This window comes from Thalassobacterium maritimum (genome assembly GCF_031127805.1).
Taxonomy (GTDB): Bacteria; Verrucomicrobiota; Verrucomicrobiia; order Opitutales; family Coraliomargaritaceae; genus Thalassobacterium; species Thalassobacterium maritimum.
The window spans coordinates 149,009-168,177 of the sequence record NZ_JARXHW010000001.1 but is presented as its reverse complement, the minus strand read 5'-3'; the positions used below and the strand labels follow the sequence as shown (position 1 = coordinate 168,177).

17 protein-coding genes are annotated in these 19,169 nt (G+C 50.6%); 10 read left to right on the top strand and 7 right to left on the bottom strand.

From position 1 onward, the window contains the following. Positions 1-70 precede the first annotated feature (70 nt). From QEH52_RS00705 to QEH52_RS00695, 3 genes are read left to right on the top strand one after another with little or no spacing between them, the layout of a single operon-like run. Positions 71-1,702, top strand: coding sequence for an ArnT family glycosyltransferase (locus tag QEH52_RS00705; protein ID WP_308947992.1), 1,632 nt, complete (start codon positions 71-73; stop codon positions 1,700-1,702). Next, positions 1,699-2,730, top strand: coding sequence for a DUF354 domain-containing protein (locus tag QEH52_RS00700; protein WP_308947991.1), 1,032 nt, complete (start codon positions 1,699-1,701; stop codon positions 2,728-2,730). The genes QEH52_RS00705 and QEH52_RS00700 overlap by 4 nt, the downstream gene beginning before the upstream one ends. Before the next feature lie 5 nt (positions 2,731-2,735). Continuing rightward, positions 2,736-3,824: a hypothetical protein gene (locus QEH52_RS00695; RefSeq protein ID WP_308947990.1), complete on the top strand. Its 1,089-nt coding sequence runs from the start codon at positions 2,736-2,738 to the stop codon at positions 3,822-3,824. On the opposite strand, the gene QEH52_RS00690 is transcribed toward QEH52_RS00695, so the two are convergent. From QEH52_RS00690 to QEH52_RS00660, 7 genes are all read right to left on the bottom strand, one after another. Then, positions 3,800-4,876 carry a hypothetical protein gene (locus tag QEH52_RS00690; RefSeq protein ID WP_308947989.1) on the bottom strand — a complete coding sequence of 359 codons (1,077 nt, stop codon included), beginning with the start codon at positions 4,874-4,876 and terminating at the stop codon, positions 3,800-3,802. The genes QEH52_RS00695 and QEH52_RS00690 overlap by 25 nt on opposite strands. 4 nt (positions 4,877-4,880) lie before the next feature. Next, the gene (locus tag QEH52_RS00685; protein ID WP_308947988.1) at positions 4,881-6,026 is read right to left on the bottom strand and encodes a glycosyltransferase; all 1,146 of its coding nucleotides are present in this window, start codon (positions 6,024-6,026) and stop codon (positions 4,881-4,883) included. Beyond that, complete coding sequence (locus QEH52_RS00680; protein WP_308947987.1) at positions 6,019-6,963, bottom strand: sulfotransferase family protein; 945 nt, start codon at positions 6,961-6,963, stop codon at positions 6,019-6,021. Before QEH52_RS00680 ends, QEH52_RS00685 begins: the two co-directional genes overlap by 8 nt. Beyond that, on the bottom strand, positions 6,960-7,715 hold the full coding sequence (locus QEH52_RS00675) for a sulfotransferase family 2 domain-containing protein (protein WP_308947986.1): 756 nt from the start codon (positions 7,713-7,715) through the stop codon (positions 6,960-6,962). Before QEH52_RS00675 ends, QEH52_RS00680 begins: the two co-directional genes overlap by 4 nt. A 7-nt stretch (positions 7,716-7,722) precedes the next feature. Further along, positions 7,723-9,066: a flippase gene (locus tag QEH52_RS00670; RefSeq protein ID WP_308947985.1), complete on the bottom strand. Its 1,344-nt coding sequence runs from the start codon at positions 9,064-9,066 to the stop codon at positions 7,723-7,725. Positions 9,067-9,150: 84 nt separating this feature from the next. Next, entirely contained in the window at positions 9,151-10,257 is a 1,107-nt protein-coding gene (locus tag QEH52_RS00665) for a DegT/DnrJ/EryC1/StrS family aminotransferase (protein ID WP_308947984.1), read from the bottom strand. A gap of 5 nt (positions 10,258-10,262) precedes the next feature. Beyond that, a complete protein-coding gene (locus QEH52_RS00660; RefSeq protein ID WP_308947983.1) occupies positions 10,263-11,210 on the bottom strand; it encodes a glycosyltransferase family 2 protein in 948 nt (315 codons plus the stop codon). A 101-nt stretch (positions 11,211-11,311) separates the two neighbouring features. Between QEH52_RS00660 and QEH52_RS00655 the strand changes: the two genes are divergently transcribed. From QEH52_RS00655 to QEH52_RS00625, 7 genes are all read left to right on the top strand, one after another. Next, complete coding sequence (locus tag QEH52_RS00655) at positions 11,312-12,004, top strand: glycosyltransferase family 2 protein (protein WP_308947982.1); 693 nt, start codon at positions 11,312-11,314, stop codon at positions 12,002-12,004. 141 nt (positions 12,005-12,145) lie between these two features. Continuing rightward, a complete protein-coding gene (locus tag QEH52_RS00650) occupies positions 12,146-12,466 on the top strand; it encodes a Sec-independent protein translocase subunit TatA/TatB (protein WP_308947981.1) in 321 nt (106 codons plus the stop codon). A 110-nt stretch (positions 12,467-12,576) separates the two neighbouring features. Then, positions 12,577-13,968, top strand: a complete 1,392-nt coding sequence (locus QEH52_RS00645; RefSeq protein WP_308947980.1) for a trypsin-like peptidase domain-containing protein — start codon at positions 12,577-12,579, stop codon at positions 13,966-13,968. Positions 13,969-14,117: 149 nt separating this feature from the next. After that, positions 14,118-14,627 (top strand): GspE/PulE family protein, encoded by a 510-nt coding sequence (locus QEH52_RS00640; protein WP_308947979.1) that lies wholly within the window; start codon positions 14,118-14,120, stop codon positions 14,625-14,627. Between the two features lie 36 nt (positions 14,628-14,663). Then, positions 14,664-15,962: a sigma-54-dependent transcriptional regulator gene (locus QEH52_RS00635; RefSeq protein WP_308947977.1), complete on the top strand. Its 1,299-nt coding sequence runs from the start codon at positions 14,664-14,666 to the stop codon at positions 15,960-15,962. A gap of 43 nt (positions 15,963-16,005) precedes the next feature. Next, the gene (locus QEH52_RS00630; RefSeq protein ID WP_308947975.1) at positions 16,006-17,322 is read left to right on the top strand and encodes a response regulator; all 1,317 of its coding nucleotides are present in this window, start codon (positions 16,006-16,008) and stop codon (positions 17,320-17,322) included. Between the two features lie 44 nt (positions 17,323-17,366). Continuing rightward, on the top strand, positions 17,367-19,106 hold the full coding sequence (locus tag QEH52_RS00625; RefSeq protein WP_308947974.1) for a GspE/PulE family protein: 1,740 nt from the start codon (positions 17,367-17,369) through the stop codon (positions 19,104-19,106). Positions 19,107-19,169 lie beyond the last annotated feature (63 nt).

Below are 19,169 nucleotides of genomic sequence, written 5' to 3'. Positions count from 1 at the left end.
TAGATTTAATATGATCGTAATCTTGGCCTAGTGATACAATTTTTGCACTACACTGATCCATTTTTATTGTATGCCTGAAACAGTCAAACCACCCATAAGTCAGTCGACCTGGCGTCGATGCTCTCTTGTGTTGGGGGTATTGATACTGCTGCTTTCTTTATGCACTGTGGGGGATTACGGCATGTCTTGGGATGAAGATTTTCGTTTCAAAGGTGGAGATAGCAAGTTGAGTTATTATACGGAGTTGCTCAGGCAGGAGTCTCCTCAACAGCGGCGTAGTAGCTACCCAGGCTTATTTGATCTACCGTTGGCTGCGGTGCATCAAGCATTGCCTGATTGGGGCACTCGCAGTCAAAAAGGCCATGTTTGGAGTCTTTGTTTTGGTCTGTTGGGCCTCTTGTCCGTTTGGCGTTTGACTGCACGGATTGGTGGTGAACGAGCGGGCTTCTGGGCATTGCTCTTTTTGGCGACGCTACCGCGTTACTATGGGCACATGTTTTTTAATCCGAAGGACATACCGCTGGCGGGCACCTATGCCTTTGGTGTCTGGGCGCTGGTAGCCCTCTTTTCTGAGCTACCTAAGGTCTCACGGTGGTCAGTCGTTTGGGTTGGTTTGGCAGCTGGCTTGGCGATGTCGACACGTATTGCGGGTTTTTTAATTCTTGTCTATTTGGGGCTTTTTGTCGCGCTGTATTTATTAATTCTATCTATCAAACGATTTCGTGGCTGGTCGGTTCTCTCTAGAGATTTGTTGAATTGGGCGTTGCGTGGCGCAGTTGCCGGTTTGCTTGCTTTTGCTCTGCTTTTTGTTTTCTGGCCGACCATCCACGTGAACCCCTTCGCCTCAGTGGGTAACTCAGTGAGTCAAGTGCAAAGCTTCGGTTGGTCAGGCATGGTCTTGATGGATGGGCTCTTTTGGGAGGCACAAGATTTACCTATTTACTACCTGCCTTATTGGTTCTTTCGCACCACGCCCGAGTATTTGCTCTTGTTAATGGGGGGCGGATTGTTGCTTGGTCTTATGCGCATTTATAGCTGCGTTCGTCAGCGAGAGTGGCCAGAGCCTGCGAGTTTTCTGCCGCTAGTAGTATTGGCCTTCAGTGGCCTATTTCCGATTGTTTATATTATCGCGAAAGATCCTGTTTTGTATGATGGTTTACGCCACATCTTGTTTACGTTGCCTCCGTTGCTGGCTATGGCTGCTTTATGTTTCGAGTGGTGTCTGCGTTGGGGCGAGCGACAGGGGCGACGTATGGTGCCTTTTGTGCTGCAAGTCGGCGGGGCACTGGCCGTGCTTATCGTTGCGATCCAAATGTGGCAATTACACCCATATCAATATACATATTTTAATCCCCTGGCAGGTGGACTTGCTGGGGCCTATAATCACGATGAAACTGACTATTGGGGTCTGTCGCATAAGGAGGCCGGCGAGTGGCTGAATGCCTATGCCGCCACGCTTGACCCTGATGGGGCGGAGGTCTTTAAAGTGCACCAGCGCTACTCACGCTGGATGCTGGAAGAGGCGCTCGATTCTGAGCGCTTCGAGATGTCGCAATCGCGCGAGGGGGCTGATTTTTTTGTGTCAGTCACTCGTTTCAATCTGCATGTCAGCTATCCAGAGGCCCAGTTGCTCCACACCGTTGAGCGGCAAGGAGTGCCCTTATGCTTTATCTATCGCTTTAGTCAAGGGAGCTCTGAATGAGGATTTTGCTAGAGGCGCATCATCCCGCGCATATACATTTTTGGAAATATCCAATCCGAGAGTTACAAGCACGTGGACATGACGTGCGCATGGTCGGGCGTAAGCGTGACGTTATGGAGCGATTGCTGGCGGCCTACCCTTGGATCGATGCGGTGGTGCCTAGTCAATCGGCTAGCTTTAATCGCTTCCCGTTATTGGGGATGTTGAGTCGTCAGGCCTTTGTCGCGAATACGATTCGGAAGTTTCAGCCTGATGTCGTAGCGAGCTTGATGGGCAGTTATACTCAGAGCGCGAAACTACTGGGGGTGAGAAATGTGGTTTTCACGGATTCAGAATTTCAGCATTTTAATCATCGTATTGCACATCCGTTTGCAGATGAAATTCATACGCCGGAGTGCTTCTACAAGGAACTGGGGGCGAAGCAAAAACGTTATAATGGTATCCATGAACTGGCCTTTTTAGATCCTGCATACACAGATTTCAGTCAGGTGTTGAGCGCTCGTTACGCTGAGTTATTAGAACGTCCTTATGCCATCGTTCGTATGTCGGCTTGGAATACTTTTCACGATATAAGTCATCAAGGAATTGGTGATAATTTGGAATCTTTTGTGCGGTATTTGAATACTCACTACCGAGTTGTGATTTCCGCAGAAGAGTCGGCGCTTCCTGAGAGCTTGAAAGAATACGCCGCCACTTTTGCGCCGGAGGATTTTCATGCGGTGCTGGCAGGGGCTTCCTTTGTGTTGACGGAAGGCGCATCGACTGCGAGTGAGGCCGCATGCCTTGGCGTGCCAACAGTTTATATTAATTCGACAGAACCACGCGGCTATTTGCAGATGTTGGAAGAGCGTTATGGCCTCTTACGCGGCTTTTCGGATAGCGCGTCAGGCTTAGCCGTCGCAAGGGAATTAGTTGAGTCTTTAAATACAAGGCTGTATTCTGAATGGCGAGATCATGCCACAAAGCACATTGAGGAATCGATTGATGTGGTCGCATATATTGTCAACTCAGTGCTTCAAGAGTCTTAGTTCATATGCACGTACAAGTTCGATCACTTATTACAACACTATCCGAGGCTGCTTTGAGCCGACAAGCATCGGATGGCTCTATGCCGTCCGGGTGCAATGGACCCTATGGGCATAGTGAAACGGCGTTGAGAAATACGGGGCATTGGTTATTGCTGTGGTTGGCTGTGTTTCGTTGGTCAGGCGATGAGCGTTATGAGCAAGCTGCTGCCTCTGCGCTTGATTATATGCGATCGCCTCAGCATCGTCCGAATCAAGCTAATTGGTTGCAACGTGAACAGTTGGGGAAAGATCGCTGCAATGGTGTGATCGGTGCGGCCTGGACGATTGAAGCTCTGCTTGGTGCTTATCAGCATTATAAATATGACGATCTGTTGTCGACGGTTGTAGATGTTTGGTCTCAGCACAAGTTTGCTTCTGATACCTCACTGTGGCATCGCCTAGAGGTGGATGGTCGCATTCAAAAAATCGATCAGACCTTTAATCATCAATTATGGTTTGCGGCAGCGATCTCCCCGCTTGCCGCACTGGGAATTGAGGGCGTTCTCGGGCAATTAAAGTGTTTTATGGATGGCTTAGAGGCCAATTTTACATGCCATCGCAGCGGTGTGATTCGTCATCGGGTGCGCATGAAATGGCTGGATTATATTTTTGATTCTGGAACGATCCCGCATCGTTTACACGAGCGATATAAGCAGATCAAGTCAGGCGCTCGCCGCGGCCTGGATCCTGAAAAACGGGATGTCGGTTACCACGCGTTTAACCTGCATGCGTTCGCTAAGTTAAAGTTGGTATTTCCAAGGCATCCGTTTTGGGACTCGGCCCCTTTTCAGCGTGCGCTTCAGTATGCTGGCTCAGAAGCATTTATTCAGGGCATCGCAAACGATAATCCATACGCTTATGGCTATAATCCGGTTGGTTTCGAAATGGCTGTAGCGCTCAGAGAGTTTGTTCCTGATTCCGAGATTGTTCAGCGCGAGTGGATTGCTCGTCAGTTGGATTGTTTAGGTGGAAGGGAGTGCGCTCAATATGGAGAAAATACCGATGATCCCGAAACTGCTCGCGCCCGGATCTACGAAGCTCTGGAGCTATTTTGATCTAGGTATTCCAATGTTTCGATGATCGCCTCTTGTCGCCGGATTGCTCTGTAAGCGGCACTCATCCAAGAAGACTTTTCCTGCATCGGCATTCCTGAGGCGATGCGAGCAACCCATCCAGCGATTGCAAAGCCGTAGGCATCTTCAGCGGGCGGACGCCGCTTGGGGTCCCAAGGGGCATCCGCCCAACTGTCCCATGGGCCGGGGACGCCAAGGGTCCAGAACATTTCAACCTTAGGCCGCCGCCCATAGCAGTAGGCTTCATTGAAGCGGCTTTTGAAATCATTACGGAAAATGAGTTGAGGTTCTTCGCGTGTTGCCGGTGCAGGGCTTTGGTATAGCAAAGATGCGTTATCATTGATGCGCGCCATCGGGCACAGGAAATGTCTGTAGTGGGGACGCTTGCGGATGGCGATTGAGAGATCTCGCCACGCTTGATCGTTGAGGAAGCAATTGCCATCCCAAGGCAAGACCCATTTCGCGACAGAGCGTCCGAGTTCTAGGGCGCGGTTTCGTGCGCCGTTATTGTTCATCACATAATTGTTTTTTTTCCAGTAGGTTGCAGCAATTGCATCTATTTGAGCTTTTTTGCCTAAGGCTCTAAAGTGTTTGCTCTGCAGGTAATCTGGCTTGGGTAGGCAACTATAGTCGCGGGGTATTTCTTGGTAGGCGACAGGGTCGTAAGGTATGCACTCATAAGTTTGCTGATGTGCTTCTAGGAGCTCTTTTAAGCGGGCAATCTCATCGGGGCAGGCGATTCGATTCAGTATCCAATGTTTATGACAATCTTCAAAATTGGACTCATGGGTCAGAATAAACTGAAGGTTCTGAAAGGTCTGTCCTTTTTTATGCCGTGGGTAGAGATCGTTACCCAGTATTCTGATGAGTGCAAAATTGTCGCGAGCATCCTTGAGCGGTGACTCGTTGTAGCTGGTTCGTAGGGCCGCTTCATTCACATTCGCCCGTTGGACATACCATGCTAGCCCACGTTGTTGATACAACCGGTGAGCGGCTGCCTTTTTCAGCATTTGTAGCAGATGTATAGACTTCATCGGGTTATGAGGCTAGGCTGCTTAGCAAGTCGTAATATCGATCAAGCATTGTTTCATTTGAAAATTGACGCATGACTTTTAATTTACCGTTATTTCCAAGCTTTGTTCTTAAGTCATTATCCTTTATGATGCGGAGCAGTGCTGCAGTCGTTTCTTCAATGTCTCCAACGGTTGTGAGCAAACCATCGTGCTGATGAGTCAGCACCTCTCTGGGGCCCGTATCGCAGTCGGCTGCTACAGAGCATACGCCCACAGACATAGCTTCGAGTAGAACATTGGGCAGTCCTTCGCGCCTAGAGGGCAGAGCGAACGCCTGGCATTGACACATGATTCCACGCGGATTACTTTGCTCTCCCGCGAAGAGAACGACTTGTTCTAGGTCCTTTTTATGAATGAGCTCCCGGATGGCTTGTTCATCCTGTCCGGTGCCTATCAGAACTAGGCTGACGTTCTTAATTTGGTGGTGATGCACCAGCTTTTCCATGGCGTGGATCAACACATCAAATCCCTTTCTTTTTAATTCTAAGCTGCCGGCTGCGCAGATCCAAAACCTGCTTGAATCGAGCTGGACCGAAGCGGGCATAAGGCCTTCTCTAGTCGGTAGGTCGACTCCATTGTGGATTCCTATGATACGCTTGGCTAGTCGAGGGTGCGCCACACTCATGTTGTGAGCTCCCTCCTTGGAAACGCATACTATCTTTCGTGGAAAACCATACAAGAATGCGGTGCATAGAGTGTGAAATTGAGTGATCAGCCAAGGGCGAGATTTGGGTTTCTTCACTCCACCAGAGACCACGGTCACTACAGCTGTGTGGCTAAGCATCCCAGCATAGCCTGCAACCCTGTTGGTCATTCCAGCGCGGCTCAGAAGAACGTCGCAGTCGTAGTTTTTGACCTTGTGAGCTAAGGCAAACACGCGAGAGTTTCGGACCTTTTTCTTACCTTCGTCGAGGGGGGGGCCGACGTCCACGACTTGAGCGCCCGCCTCACTGAAGGCCTGATACATAGTTTCTTGCCCCCAGCCTTGCACGACGAAGACGATGACTTTTGCGCCACGTTCGACAAAGCCCTTGGTTAATCGCAGTGCTTGATTTTCGGTGCCTCTGGATTTGAGATAGGGAAGCACGATGCCGATGCTGAGATTACCCATAGAGCTTCTTTTTGATCGTAAAGCGAATTTTCTTAAAGAATGAAAGCAGAGGCATGAGATTCAAGCGTACTTTTTGTGTGAATGGTTGTTTGGGCAGTGTGCTGGGTGCTGATAGGTCATAGCCCATTTGTGGCAGTAAATCTCCCAATGTGTTCTCAATCGTACTAATTTGCCACACATCCAACTGTTTGCGCCATGCATCCAGGCGGCTCGGGTCGGGGCGGCCGCCGACTAATTGGTGTTGTTTTTGGGTGTACTTCGGCAGTTGAAAAGCACCCCCTTCTAGCATCGAATCATGGTATTCGATTCCGCAAAATTCACATATTCCGCTGATAGTTTTTTTAGGTGTGCGGATAATGTCTTCGAAATAAACGCGCAAACAACGGTCTGGATGGTTCTGTTCCAAAGAAAGTCCATAGGCTAATTTTTGAGCCCAAAAAATGGCGGCCTCTTTGCCCGTGTCGGGCCCCCAGTCTAGTGGTAACACAGAAGCCGCAATCGCCCTGGGGTCGCGAACCAGATGGATGAATTTTGATTTAGGAAAGAGATGCATTAGCATCTCAGTATTCTGAATGTTTTGAGGCGTATGGTCGATCCAAGTCTGCCAATCTGTAGTGCCATGCGCCTGAGCATACTGATCGACTAAATGTCTGATGAGTTTACTGTAGTCTGAAGGAGTTAACTGGGGCGGGCAGGTACTGCGCTCGGGGAGGGCTGTCTGCCATATTTTAAAACGGAAATTTCTTTCCATCTCAGAGAACAGCTGATCGCGATCAATGTCCAGTTTGTAGGATGTGCTCTGCGATTGTAGCAGCGTTTGCTTGAAGTGAGATTCTGGAGTTACGACGCAGCCTTTCGCTGCCCCGAGTATAGAGCCTAGCATTGTGGTTCCACTTCGAGGGCAGCCACCTATGAAAATGGATCGCTGTTGAGTCATCCTTGCGACCTGCTTTCCACGGGAGGCTGATAATCGAATAGGGAGATTTCTGTTTGGAACGCTTGTCGTAGCTTGTGCGTCATTGCCTCTGTTGCATAGTTCAGGTAGCTTGCGGATGCAGGACGGATACCTGACTTATTCTTTGGTAGCCATGTGTCGTTTTCCAAGCCAATTTTTTGGAACACCGTCGCGACATCTTCGGATAGGCGCTCGTAGCGCCCCACGAAATCCACTGCGATCTCATTATCGATTAAGTAAAATGGAAGATTTGAAAATCCCGAGAGCTTGTTGCGTTTTAGAAATGCCTCATCTTCTTCGCAGAGAGCCTCTACAAATTTTTCAAAGGAAGGGGGCCTTGATTGCTGGTGTGTGCGCCAGTGATAGAATGAAACGATTCGATCAAATGGATTTCGCTCAAAGGTGAACTTGAAATAGCTAGACCAGCATTCTTCTCCGAGATAATCGCGCACCTGCTGTGCAGTCATGTGAGTCGAAGAGACTTGATATCTTTTTCTCAAAAAACGTCGATAGGCATGCACTCTCGGGCTCTTTCGAAAGAAGTCGTGTGGGCGTAAGCAAGTGCTTGATGCCTCCCAGTCTGGGGGCGTGATCCCTACGTCGAGTCCTCCAGTTATATAGCCTCTGGCAATGTCCCCCGTAGCGAGATGCCGCATGAGTGAAATACCTATGCTGCTACCGGCAGTTTTCCGTCCATGTAAGTAAATGAATTTCTTGCTGTGGGATATGATCACCGCTGAATTATGGTTTGACGAATGGAATGTAAGCAATGCTTTTACCGTGCTTCGCCTTGATGTAGAGTAGAACAGATAGGTTCCATGCAAGGATGCTGATCATGGCGGATATTGCTGAGCCGAGAATTCCAAATTTCGGTATCAAAATTGTATTGAGTAGGATGTTGAGAATTGCCGATAGCATTTTGATATAGAATAATTCTCTATGCTTATTCGTCATATTCATAAACGGTCCGGTCGAACCTGACATGGCATTTATTAATTGACCCACCACTAGAAAGATCATCGCTCCATAGGCGACCGCAAACTCTGCTCCATAGATTTGGATCAGTAGAAATTTGCCCGAGAGTAGGAGGATGAGAAGCAAGGGCACGGCTACCCAGAATATTAATTTAGCCGTCTTTTGAGCGACGTTTATGAGCTCATCTATCTTGTTCGAATGAAAAAGTTCGGAGTATTTGGGCGTGGCCATCGTATTGACGGCTTGCAGCATGAATGCCGTTAAGGAGGCCAACTGGACGGCAACGGCATAGTATCCGACTTCCTCTTCGGGGCGTAAAATACCTAGCATGATCACGCCTGTTTGGCCAATCACATAAGTCATGAGGGCAGTCATTAACATGGGCATCGAGATGCTCAATAGGCTCTTCAATGCGATGGGGCATATTGGATCTGTCGGGGAGCATCTCCGCTTAAATGCCCGATCCATGATGTAACCTCCTACAATTGCTGTGATTCCGATTGAGGCCAACAGTGCAAATATGGGATTGTCATGATGCTTACTGCTGAGAGTGAGAAGTATGAGGATGACAAAATTACAAAGCCCGGGCAGGAGCTGCATGAAGGCAAAACTCTGAAACAGTCGCAAGCCGCGCACTGCGTTGGTATTCAGTAGCATTAGGGTTTTGAAAACGACAAAACCTGCCATGAGTGCGAAATAGGTTTTCAGGTATGGTTTGTTGAAAATAGCTTCCGCAACAAAGCCAGAGCTACAGTAGAGTAGGCTTGCCGTCACCACGGATATGGCGGCGACGAAGTACTGAGTCTTACGGTAGATCTTGAAAGCTGAACTCGGAGAATACTTAGCCAAGTGCTCAGGAATCAGGCGCAGTATGGAGGTGTTGGTGCCTAAGACGGTGAATAGTGTTACCAGCGTGAGGAAGGAACTAATGACGGCCAAGGTTCCCAGTGTTTCAGGGCCATAGACACGAGCAACGATGGCACTGGTCGCCAAAGCGAGTACGGACGCTGAGACTTTTGCGCCCAATGCCCACGCAGACCCGGTGAGGATTTCCGCAAACTGACCATCAGATGTCAGGCCTCTTAAGCGACCTTTTACCTTATCGAACACGAGCTTGCCGCTTGGTTAGGGGCGCTGTCCAAAGACTAGCATGCCAGTTCGGTAGACTCGCGAAACTCGTGGGAGGCGCTTGCATTATACGGTCTCGTGCGCAATCACCGCTTCAATAATCCGGTTTTGATCGGCTTCGCTGAGATAAGGATGAAATGGGAGGCTGATGACTTCCTTGGCGGCTTTCTCGGTGTGCGGGAAGCTCTTTTTTGCGCAGGGCAGATGGCTGAACACTGCCTGCTGGTGGAGTGGCTTGCGGTAATACACGGCGCTGGGAATGTCGGCGGCTTTGAGGGCTTCGCCTAGGCTGTCTCGGTTTTGGGGGCGGATGGTGTATTGCGCGTAAATGTGCGTGTTGCCGGGGTGAATGGTGGGCACGGTCACATATTCCTTGAGTGCCTCGGAGTAACGGGCGCCGACTTGCTGACGTAGGGCGATTTCTTCGTCGCGGAAGTTGGCAAACTTTGCTTGGATGACGGCGGCTTGCAGGCTGTCGCAGCGACCGTTGGTGCCGAGGATGTAGTGCGACTCACGCTCTTTGCAGCCGTGGTTGGTGACGGCGCGCAGGTCTTCAGCCAGTTGCTCGTCTGCGGTAAAGACGGCGCCGCCGTCGCCATAGCCGCCGAGCGGCTTGGCGGGAAAGAAGCTGGTGGTGGCCACATGGCCAAAGGTGCCGGCTTTGCGCCCGTTTTGCTCGGCGCCAAAACTTTGCGCGGCGTCTTCGATGATCTTAAGACCGTGCTTCTCGGCAATCGCTTCGAGGGCGGTGTAGTCGGGTAGTTGCCCGAAGAGGTCGACGGGGATAATCGCCTTGGTTTTTGGGGTAATGGCTTTTTCGACTTCGACCGGATCGATGTTATAAGTGTCGGGCGCGATGTCGACAAAGACGGGGGTGGCGCCAACCAGAGCGATGGTCTCGGCGGTGCTGATCCAAGTGAAGGGCGTGGTAATCACTTCATCACCGGGGCCGATGCCGAGTGCGCGTAGTGCGACTTCCAAGGCCATCGTGCCGCTTGCGACGGCGATGCAGTGAAGCGGTTGGGAGTCGCCGAGGAATTCACCCAGTGTGGCCTCGAGTTCGTAAACTTCGGGGCCGTTGATGTAGCGGCCGTGTTCAAATACCTTGGCGACGGCGGCGTCGATTTGAGCCGCGCTGTGGGCGTGGATGGCTTTGATGTCGATGAATTGCATAGTGCTTATAAAGTTTCCGTGATTCGGGGTGTCTTCTGACTTTGGGATTTACTGTTGAAATTAATTAGCTCGCCTATGAGGCCAGTGGAGATCAATTGCACGCCAAGAATGACGAGCAGTATTCCGAGTTGAAGTAGCGGGCGCTGTCCAATGCTGTGGCCAAAGATGAGCTTTTCGATGGTCAAACTGGCTAGGATCAAAAAGCCTAGCATGCCGCTGATCATACCGAAGCCACCGAAAAAATGCCCTGGCCGTTTTAGATAGCGAGTGATTACGACCACAGTGATAAGATCGAGCCCGCCTTTGAATAGACGTTTCCATCCGTATTTAGAAACGCCATGGGTGCGACGGTGGTGCTCGACGGGTATCTCGGCGGTGGTGAAGCCCTCGGCTGCCAATAGCACGGGGATGTAGCGGTGCAGCTCGCCATAAAGCTCGACGCTGTGGATGGCTTCGGCGCGGTAGGCTTTGAAGCCGCAGTTGAAGTCGTGAATTTTTACGCCCGAGGTGGCTCGAGTGGCGGCATTGAAGAAGCGAGAGGGCAAGGTCTTGCCGAGTGGATCTTTGCGGAGTTGTTTCCAGCCGGAGACACAGTCGTAGCCCTCGTCGAGCTTGGCTAGGAAGCTGGGGATCTCGGCTGGCTCGTCTTGCAGATCGGCATCCATGGTGAAGATGATGTCGCCGCGAGCTTGCTCAATTCCGGCGGAGAGGGCGGCGGCCTTGCCGTGGTTGCGGCGAAAGCGCAGTGCGACTACCTGCTCGGGGTGGGCTTGTTTGAGCGCTTCTATTTTTTTCCAAGACCCGTCGGTGCTGCCATCATCTACGAAGATCACCTCAAAGCTGCCCAGAGCGTTTGTTTCCACGGTGGCGGCTATCTGCTCGAACAGGGATGACAGCGTAGCTTCCTCGTTACAGAGGGGGATGACGATGGAAAGTGCGGGCTCGGTGGGCATAAATATTCTGGCAGTAGCTTGCTTGTGGCAGGCTCTTAGGCAAGCAGAGTTTGAATTGATAAATATTGCCCTTTGCCGGCAGCTTACATTACTTGAGGCGCATGCAAGTATCCATTGTCATTCCCATCTATAATGAGTGTGAGACCCTGAACGAGATTGTAAATCGTGTGCGGGCGGTTGAGGGAATGTCGGTTAAGGAGATTATTTTAGTCGATGATTGCTCGACCGATGGCACGCGTGCCTTGTTGGAATCTGAGTTTCTGGACCCGATTTTCAAAAAGGCCTATCATCAGGTAAATCAAGGCAAGGGGGCGGCCTTGCGAACAGGTTTTGAGCTCGCCACGGGCGATATTGTCGCGATTCAGGATGCGGATTTGGAATATGATCCCGAAGAACTGCCGGGGCTCTTACGGCCGATTTTACGTAATCAGGCGGATGTGGTCTTCGGCTCTCGTTTTATGGGCGGCGGTGCGCACCGCGTGGTCTTTTATTGGCACATGTTGGGCAACAAGTTTTTGACTATGTTGAGCAATATGATGACGAATTTGAACCTGACCGACATGGAGTGCTGCTATAAGATTTTCCGCCGTGAGGTGCTTGAGCAAATAACTGTGGAGGAGAATCGTTTTGGGGTCGAGCCGGAGCTGACTGCTAAAATTTCAAAGCTTAATGTGCGCATCTACGAGGTCGGCATTTCGTATTACGGGCGCACATATGAAGAAGGTAAAAAAATCGGCTGGCGCGATGGGGTTCGCGCGATCTATGCGATCTTGAAATACGGCTTTTTTCGCTAGCTTAGTAAAGCTTCCGATATATTGTGAATATTGAGATCGTTGCCTAGTGTGGATGGCGATGGAGCTGTATCCTTTACGGAAGGCTCTTGCAAAAATGGCAAGTATCTGCCTAGTTAAATTTTTGTTCACCGATCAAATACTATGAACTTACTTGCTTTTATTGAGAACATCAATGGTCCGGAGCTAATCCTGATCTTTCTCGTGGTCTTGCTCCTTTTCGGAGCGGAACGCTTGCCTGGGCTGTTTAAATCTTTAGGGCAGTCTGTGCGCGAGTTTAAGAAAGCGACTCGGGGCATTGAGGAGGATATTCGCAGTGCGATGGACGTCGAGTCGACGCCCGTGACGCCTCGTGCCGCGCCGCAGACGGTCGCACAGGAAAATACAGCGACTATACCGCCTACGGAGACGGCTGTTACTGCATCGGAGGCTGACAAGGCTGACAATACTGTGGCGCGTAAATGAACTGCTAGAGTCCGCGGGTAGCCATGCTCTCTTTATCTCAAATGCGTGCCTTGCTGAAGCTTATACATTTTTTTCGCGTTCCCTGCCTTGTTTGCTGGAGCGCGCTTTGTGTGCAAGCTGCCGATTTAGAACTGCCGCTTGATTCGAGTGGCATCAAGCGGGATGACCCCAATTATCTTACGAGTTATGCACCAATCCTGAAGCCTGCAAAAGAAGCGGTGGTGGCGGTGCACTCGGCGAGTATTTTACGCTATATCCGGCAGCGGGGAATGGACCCGCGGATGGAAATGCTGCGTCGCTATTACGGCTTGCCGACTCCGCAACGTGCGGAGCCAGAAGAGGTCGAGCGTCGTATCAATGAAGGTGTGGGTTCAGGTGTGGTGATTTCTGCAGATGGCTATATTTTGACAAATAGCCATGTCATTACTGCGCGCGATGGAGAGCCCGCCGATGAGCTTCTCGTGGAGCTCAATGATGGACGCGAGTTGGCTGCCCGTCTGGTGGGGCGTGACCCGAGCAGCGACCTCGCGGTGCTTAAGGTCGAGGCGGATGGGCTGCCTCATTTGCCGATTGCAGATAGTGATCAGCTTGAGGTGGGCGACGTGGTATTTGCGATTGGCAATCCTATGGGAGTTGGGCTTACGATTACGCAGGGGATTGTGTCGGCGACCAAGCGCAGTAATTTGTCGATCTTGGGCGAGTCTGGCTATGAGAGTTTTATCCAGACCGATGCCCCCATCAATCCTGGTAATTCGGGGGGCGCCTTAGTCGATGCCTATGGACGTTTAGTGGGGATCAATACCGCCATTCTTTCGCGCAGTGGCGGGAGTATTGGCTTGGGCTTTGCGATTCCATCCACCTTCGCGCGTTCGATTGCTTTAGCATTGGTGCGCGATGGCGAGGTGCGGCGTGGCATGTTGGGCGTGAGTTTGAAAGATGTCGATGCGACTTATGCGGAAGCCTTCCAGGTGCCTGAAAGGGCGGGGGTCTTGATTCAGTCGGTGACCGAGGGCTTGCCCGCCGCACAGGCGGGGCTATTACGGGGAGACGTGATTGTAGGCATCAATGGCGTCGCTGTGAAAACGATCAAAGATATGCGTATTCAGGTAGCGGCCAGTCCCCCGGGAGAGTCGGTCAGTGTGCGCTTTCGTCGCGAGGGGGCGCTTCATGAGTTAGATGTGGTGCTGGCAGATCCCGCGAATCCATACGGCGAGGATGCGTATGAGAGAGAGTTATTACAAGGGGTTCATTGTGCATGGGTGGACGATGCTTTACGTAAAAAATATGGGCTCGATCGGCGAGTTCAAGGACTGGTTGTGGTGAAAGTAGAGGCAGATTCGGGCTTCAGGGAGGCGATTGCACCTGGGCTTGTCTTTCTTGAAATTAATGGAGTGGTGCCTGAGTCGTTTTCGCATGCGCGCTCTTTGTTAGACTCGAGACCAGTGAGTCGAGTTTACGTATATTATCGAGGGAGTGTTAGTTATCTGGCACTGCGCCCCTAGCCAGCGGCTTGATTCCTTTAACGTCACATCGCGTCGCTTTTACGATTTATTGACTAATTTTTCGTAAAGTGAAAACGATGACGGATTCGAGCTTCTGATGTCTTGACCTTAGGGGCGCTTGAGCCGAATCTTTGTGAAGAAAATTCACCATGCAGCAGCATCGCGCTTTAATACTCCGTAGTAATCGTTTTTTAGGTTCAGCTCTCGTCGACAAGGGGTTGGTTTCTTCGGGGGACCTAGAGGAAGCGAACGGCAAGTTCATGGAGGCGATTCAGGCCGCTGACTTGAAGCGTGCATCGATCCTATCAACTTTGCTGTTCGATCTGAAGAAGCTGGAAGAGTCGAAACTATTAGATCACTTAGTGGAAGAGGAGAAGTTGGGCTTGATTGATTTGAATCATATCGAGCTACAGTCCTTGCGCCCGATGAAGGTCGACTTGCCCTTATGTTGGGCCTCGTCGACGGTTCCATTTGACCATGTCGAAGGCACTTACATGTTGGCTTCATGCTACTATATGAGTGCGCCCGTAGTTAAATATTGGGAAGAGGCGCTCGACGGGCGAGTGCTTTGGTACGGCACGTCAATGTCGTCACTGAGTCGTGCCTTGGAGCGCATAGAGGAAGTTCACGAAGCCGAAGATGCTGCCGAAGAGGAATAGTAATAACGATGAACAAGAATTTAATTTAAACTTTATATGCCATACAGCGTTTTAATTCTAGATGACGATGTAGACTTTAACAGTCTGCTCACAGATATTTTCGAACAAGCCGATTACATCGTGACTTCTATCACCGATCCCATCGAGGCGGTTGAAGTCTTTCGTGAAACGGAGTACGATCTTGTGGTGACCGACCATAAAATGCCAGATATGACGGGGGCCGAGTTCATGAAGGTGATCAAGGAGGTGAAGCCTGAAGTGCCTGTCATTATGGTATCAGGCTATTTAGAAAATGATACGATTCGTGAGTTGATCAGTGAAGGTGTCGGCGGCGTGTTCTTGAAGCCGCTTAATATTTTTTCTTTAATGGAGCGAACTGCCGAGTTAATTGAAGAGGCGAAGAAAATCGAGAAGGCCCCCGCGCATGCGGACGCCGTTGACGATGCGGGGGATGCTGGAGCTAAGTTTGGCTTCTCGTTTCGTTCATACCCCTGCAAATCAGGTGCGTCAGCCTCTTTTGCTGAGCGTTTGTATAGCTTGCGTAATTTTAAATCTACCCTGTCTCTGATTGGGGAGCCTGGTATGCACTACCGCAGTATTTGTGAAGATATTCGTGGTTTTTACGAAAGTCATGAAGAACATTTCATCTACCTCAGTGCCGGCTCTTTTGATGAGCAGCAAGCGTTGTCGTTGATCGAAGCTGCCAAGGAGCAGGGTGCCGAGCGCGTGACATGTGTGCTGCTGGAGCTGGAGACTATGGATGTGGCGCAAAAAAAGCTGGCGACTGCACTGGCTAAGCATGAAGGCCCCTTTGATGAGTTTGACGTGGTTCTACGAACGATTTTCTGCGTGAGTGGGGATTTGGATTCTCTTTTCGACGAAGGTCTGATCGATGAAAATTTATACATTTTGATGGGAACTGCTGAGGTGCAGGTGCCGCCTTTGCGCGAGTGTAATGTCGATGTCGGGGTGATGGCACAACAACTGGTTGTTGAAGTCGCTCGCGAGGCTTCCTTGGCGGCGGTTCCTCGGTTTGAACGTTCGGCGCGCGATTTGTTTCGTCAGCATTCCTGGGAACGTAACTATGAGGAGTTACGCGTGACTGTGCGTAAGATTGTTGAAGATAATCCGGGTGATGTGATTACACACGCTGCGGTGAAATCGGCCCTTCGGGTGAGTTCAGGAGCCTCGCCACGCACGCTCTTTGAGTCGCACCTTTCCAGTCAACAGGTCGACTATTTACGTGCGGCAGCTGTCTTGTTTGGTGGAGATCGGAGTCGGGCGGCTAGCTTTTGGGGGACTGACGTGACCACTATCGAGGCAAAGATGAAATAGTTAAATGCTGCTTTTTTAGGGGAATATAGAAAAGATATATTATATGGCCGGACGAATATTAGTTTTAGACGACGAAGAGAACTACGCAGAGATGCTCCAGGATTTACTTCGGGAGAATAATTATCGCGTGGATATGGCTACTCGTCCAGAGCGGGCGATTACACAGTTGGAAGAGATACCTTACGATCTCGTGATTTCCGATTATAAGATGCCTGTTATGGATGGTGCCGACTTCTTGAAAAAAGCTCGGGAGTTGTATCCGAACCTGCCATTCATCCTGGTCTCTGGGCTGATGAATACACCCGAGCTGGTCAAGGTGGCGAATATGAGTGTGACGCTCGTGATGGAGAAGCCACTAGATACGGGAGCATTTCTACAGCATGTCGCGCGTTTCTCGGATCCAATGACGGATCTGGAAAAGGAGCAATGTGCGCAAGAGGGGCAAGCTGCTGCCGCAGAAGCGATTGCACTGAGTTTTCCTGAGGAACCGCGCTTTTTTAGTGCAAGTAATTTCTTGGCAAATCGCTTCTTACAAAGCGCATGGGGCATTGCCAAGGAAGGGGCCGAGCTCTATATATTAGAGCCACGCGGAGGTGATGCGGAGCTTGCGATTAAGGATTTATCGCGCTGGCGCGGAAATGGTGATATGCCAGTTGATCTCTTTGATTTACCTCTATTGGTCTCGGAGGCTGTTTCGAAGTTGCGAACTGTGCTTTCTGATTTTGAAAAGAGTCGGGTGGTGGGAGTACGCTTGAATTCGGTCGATGATATGTCGCGAGCGCATAAATTGACTGAAGCTGCGCAGCGAGAAGTCGAAGGCTCAGAGTCCTTATTGATCATTTATATCGTTAGCGAAGATACGACTGAGACAATACGCACAGCCTTTGAAGACGCGACTGGTGAGGCGGGGGTTGTGCTGCCTAGCATTAGTTTGCGTCCAAGTGATTTAGCGGTTTATGCACGGCGAGTCGCTCGTATCGCTGCGGAGCGCGCGGGGCGTAGTTTATGCGGTGAATTTACACCCGAGGCAGTGTATGGTTTACTCTCCTATGAGTGGCCTGGTAATTATAAACAAATTCAGGAAGTAGTGAATGGTGCGGTTCATACGAGTGCCGATGAGTCGATCACGCTTGAGGCGTTGAACGAGGTAATCGGAGCGCCCATTACTCTAGTTCCTGCGGAGGCTCGCATGCACACTTTGATGAAAGCAGAACAACAGCGCTACCTGCAAGAGCAGTTGCTGCAAGGCGGATTGACCGCCGCTGAACTCGCAAAAAAGCTAGAGCTCGACCCTTCAGTTCAAACTAAAGCCGACTTAAAGAACATGCCGCTGCTCCGGGAAGAGCTCGGCCGGATTTGATCTTTACGCCTGACTTCCCTCCCCCCTTGACTCACTCTTAGATTATGGCTCTTGCTCGTATCCAAACTGCTATTCTGGACAATTTACTCCAGATGGGTCATTTGACCGAGGCGCAATTTAAGAATATCATCGAGACAGATGAGGAGATGTCAGGCGAGGCGGTCGAGGCCTTACTGGCAACCGAGTATAGAATTACGCAGCATCAATTGTTATTCGCGAAAAGCCGCGCTTTTGATCTGACGCCAATTAATATCAAGCGTTGCATGGTCACGGAGACCACTTACTCCAAGCTGGATAAGGATTTTTGCCAGACGCATAAAGTTCTGCCGCTAGGCTTTGCGGGCGACTATATTATCATCGCACTGAGTAACCCATTTGATCTGCATGTGACTAGTAAGGTGCATGAGATTTCGGGCATGAAAGTGTCTGTTTTGTTGGGGCTGCAGTCCGAGATCGAGAAACTTGTTGATGATAAAGATGATCAGCGTCAGGCAGTTGGCTTTGGTGATGTGGTTGAGGCACTTGGTGCGGACTATGAGAGCGAGGAAGAGATCGACGAGGATGATTTTTCTGATGAAGAGTCGGCGCCGATTATCAAGCTGGCAAACCGGATTGTAGAGGAGGCGTATTTCGCGGGTGCCAGTGATATTCACATCGAGCCATTTGAAAAAGAAACTCGCGTGCGCGTGCGCGTTGATGGCGTCTTGCAAAATCGTTTGACGATACCAACTGCGGCCTCGGGAGCATTGTTGGCACGTCTAAAAGTGATGGCACAATTGGATATTGCGGAGAAGCGCATGCCCCAGGATGGACGTATTATTTTTAAGCAATACAATAAGCGTGGGGTCGATATCGACTTGCGTGTGTCGACCGCACCGTTGAATCACGGCGAGGGGATGGTCATGCGTATCTTAGATAAGCAGAAGAGTACCTTGCCTCTCCCAGCGCTTGGCTTTTCTGAGCGCAACCTCGGGCTTTATCGTGAGCTGATTCAGCGGCCTTATGGCATGATCTTGCACTGTGGACCGACTGGTTCGGGTAAATCGATGACGCTCTATTCCGCGCTCAACGAGATCAATACAGCTGATATTTGTATTCGCACGGCGGAGGACCCGATCGAGTATACCTTGCCTGGGCTCTTGCAAATGCAGATGCAGCGCAAAATCGGGCTTACATTTGCGTCTGCCCTGCGCGCCTTTTTGCGTCAGGATCCGGATGTGATTCTGGTGGGGGAAATTCGTGACCGCGAAACTGCTGGCATCGCCGTGGAAGCTGCGCTTACGGGGCACTTACTCTTTAGCACGCTTCACACTAATGATGCACCCACGACTGTCTCGCGACTCACTGAGATGGGGATCGAGCCTTTTATGATTTCGGCTTCGTTGATTTGTGTGTGTGCCCAGCGTCTGATGCGCCGCGTCTGTAAATCATGTAAAAAGAATTACATGCCAGAAGGAAACGAGGCCGAGATTATTCAGCGCGCGTTGAGTTGGACGGGGAAGGTGCCTGGCTTGAGCGAAGACGGTTGCCCCAGTTGCGGTGGTAATGGCTACAAAGGCCGGGTGGGTATTCATGAATTGATGGCGACCAGCGAAGACTTGATTAAAGCGATTAATGCGGGGGAAGAGGCGGCCGTGATTAAGCGTATCGCCATGCGCACCGGCATGATGACCTTGCACCAAGACAGTATGCTCAAGGTCAAAGAGGGCCTCACAACTATGGAAGAATCGCTTGGCACCGTGCCGCCGGATATGGAGGAATATGAGGTCGATCACAACCTATAGTCGCGCTTCGCTTGCGATCCATTTGAAAGCTATAACTTGATTGCAAGATCGCACAGATTGGGC

Bases quoted from the DNA above. Each gene is read 5' to 3' on its own strand.
- QEH52_RS00700 (WP_308947991.1), top strand. From the start codon at position 1,699: ATGAGGATTTTGCTAGAGGCGCATCATCCCGCGCATATACATTTTTGG.
- QEH52_RS00630 (WP_308947975.1), top strand. From the start codon at position 16,006: ATGGCCGGACGAATATTAGTTTTAGACGACGAAGAGAACTACGCAGAG.
- QEH52_RS00665 (WP_308947984.1), bottom strand. From the start codon at position 10,257: ATGCAATTCATCGACATCAAAGCCATCCACGCCCACAGCGCGGCTCAA.
- QEH52_RS00685 (WP_308947988.1), bottom strand. From the start codon at position 6,026: ATGGGTAATCTCAGCATCGGCATCGTGCTTCCCTATCTCAAATCCAGA.
- QEH52_RS00705 (WP_308947992.1), top strand. From the start codon at position 71: ATGCCTGAAACAGTCAAACCACCCATAAGTCAGTCGACCTGGCGTCGA.
- QEH52_RS00660 (WP_308947983.1), bottom strand. From the start codon at position 11,210: ATGCCCACCGAGCCCGCACTTTCCATCGTCATCCCCCTCTGTAACGAG.
- QEH52_RS00680 (WP_308947987.1), bottom strand. From the start codon at position 6,963: ATGACTCAACAGCGATCCATTTTCATAGGTGGCTGCCCTCGAAGTGGA.
- QEH52_RS00635 (WP_308947977.1), top strand. From the start codon at position 14,664: ATGCCATACAGCGTTTTAATTCTAGATGACGATGTAGACTTTAACAGT.
- QEH52_RS00625 (WP_308947974.1), top strand. From the start codon at position 17,367: ATGGCTCTTGCTCGTATCCAAACTGCTATTCTGGACAATTTACTCCAG.
- QEH52_RS00695 (WP_308947990.1), top strand. From the start codon at position 2,736: ATGCACGTACAAGTTCGATCACTTATTACAACACTATCCGAGGCTGCT.
- QEH52_RS00690 (WP_308947989.1), bottom strand. From the start codon at position 4,876: ATGAAGTCTATACATCTGCTACAAATGCTGAAAAAGGCAGCCGCTCAC.
- QEH52_RS00655 (WP_308947982.1), top strand. From the start codon at position 11,312: ATGCAAGTATCCATTGTCATTCCCATCTATAATGAGTGTGAGACCCTG.
- QEH52_RS00640 (WP_308947979.1), top strand. From the start codon at position 14,118: ATGCAGCAGCATCGCGCTTTAATACTCCGTAGTAATCGTTTTTTAGGT.
- QEH52_RS00650 (WP_308947981.1), top strand. From the start codon at position 12,146: ATGAACTTACTTGCTTTTATTGAGAACATCAATGGTCCGGAGCTAATC.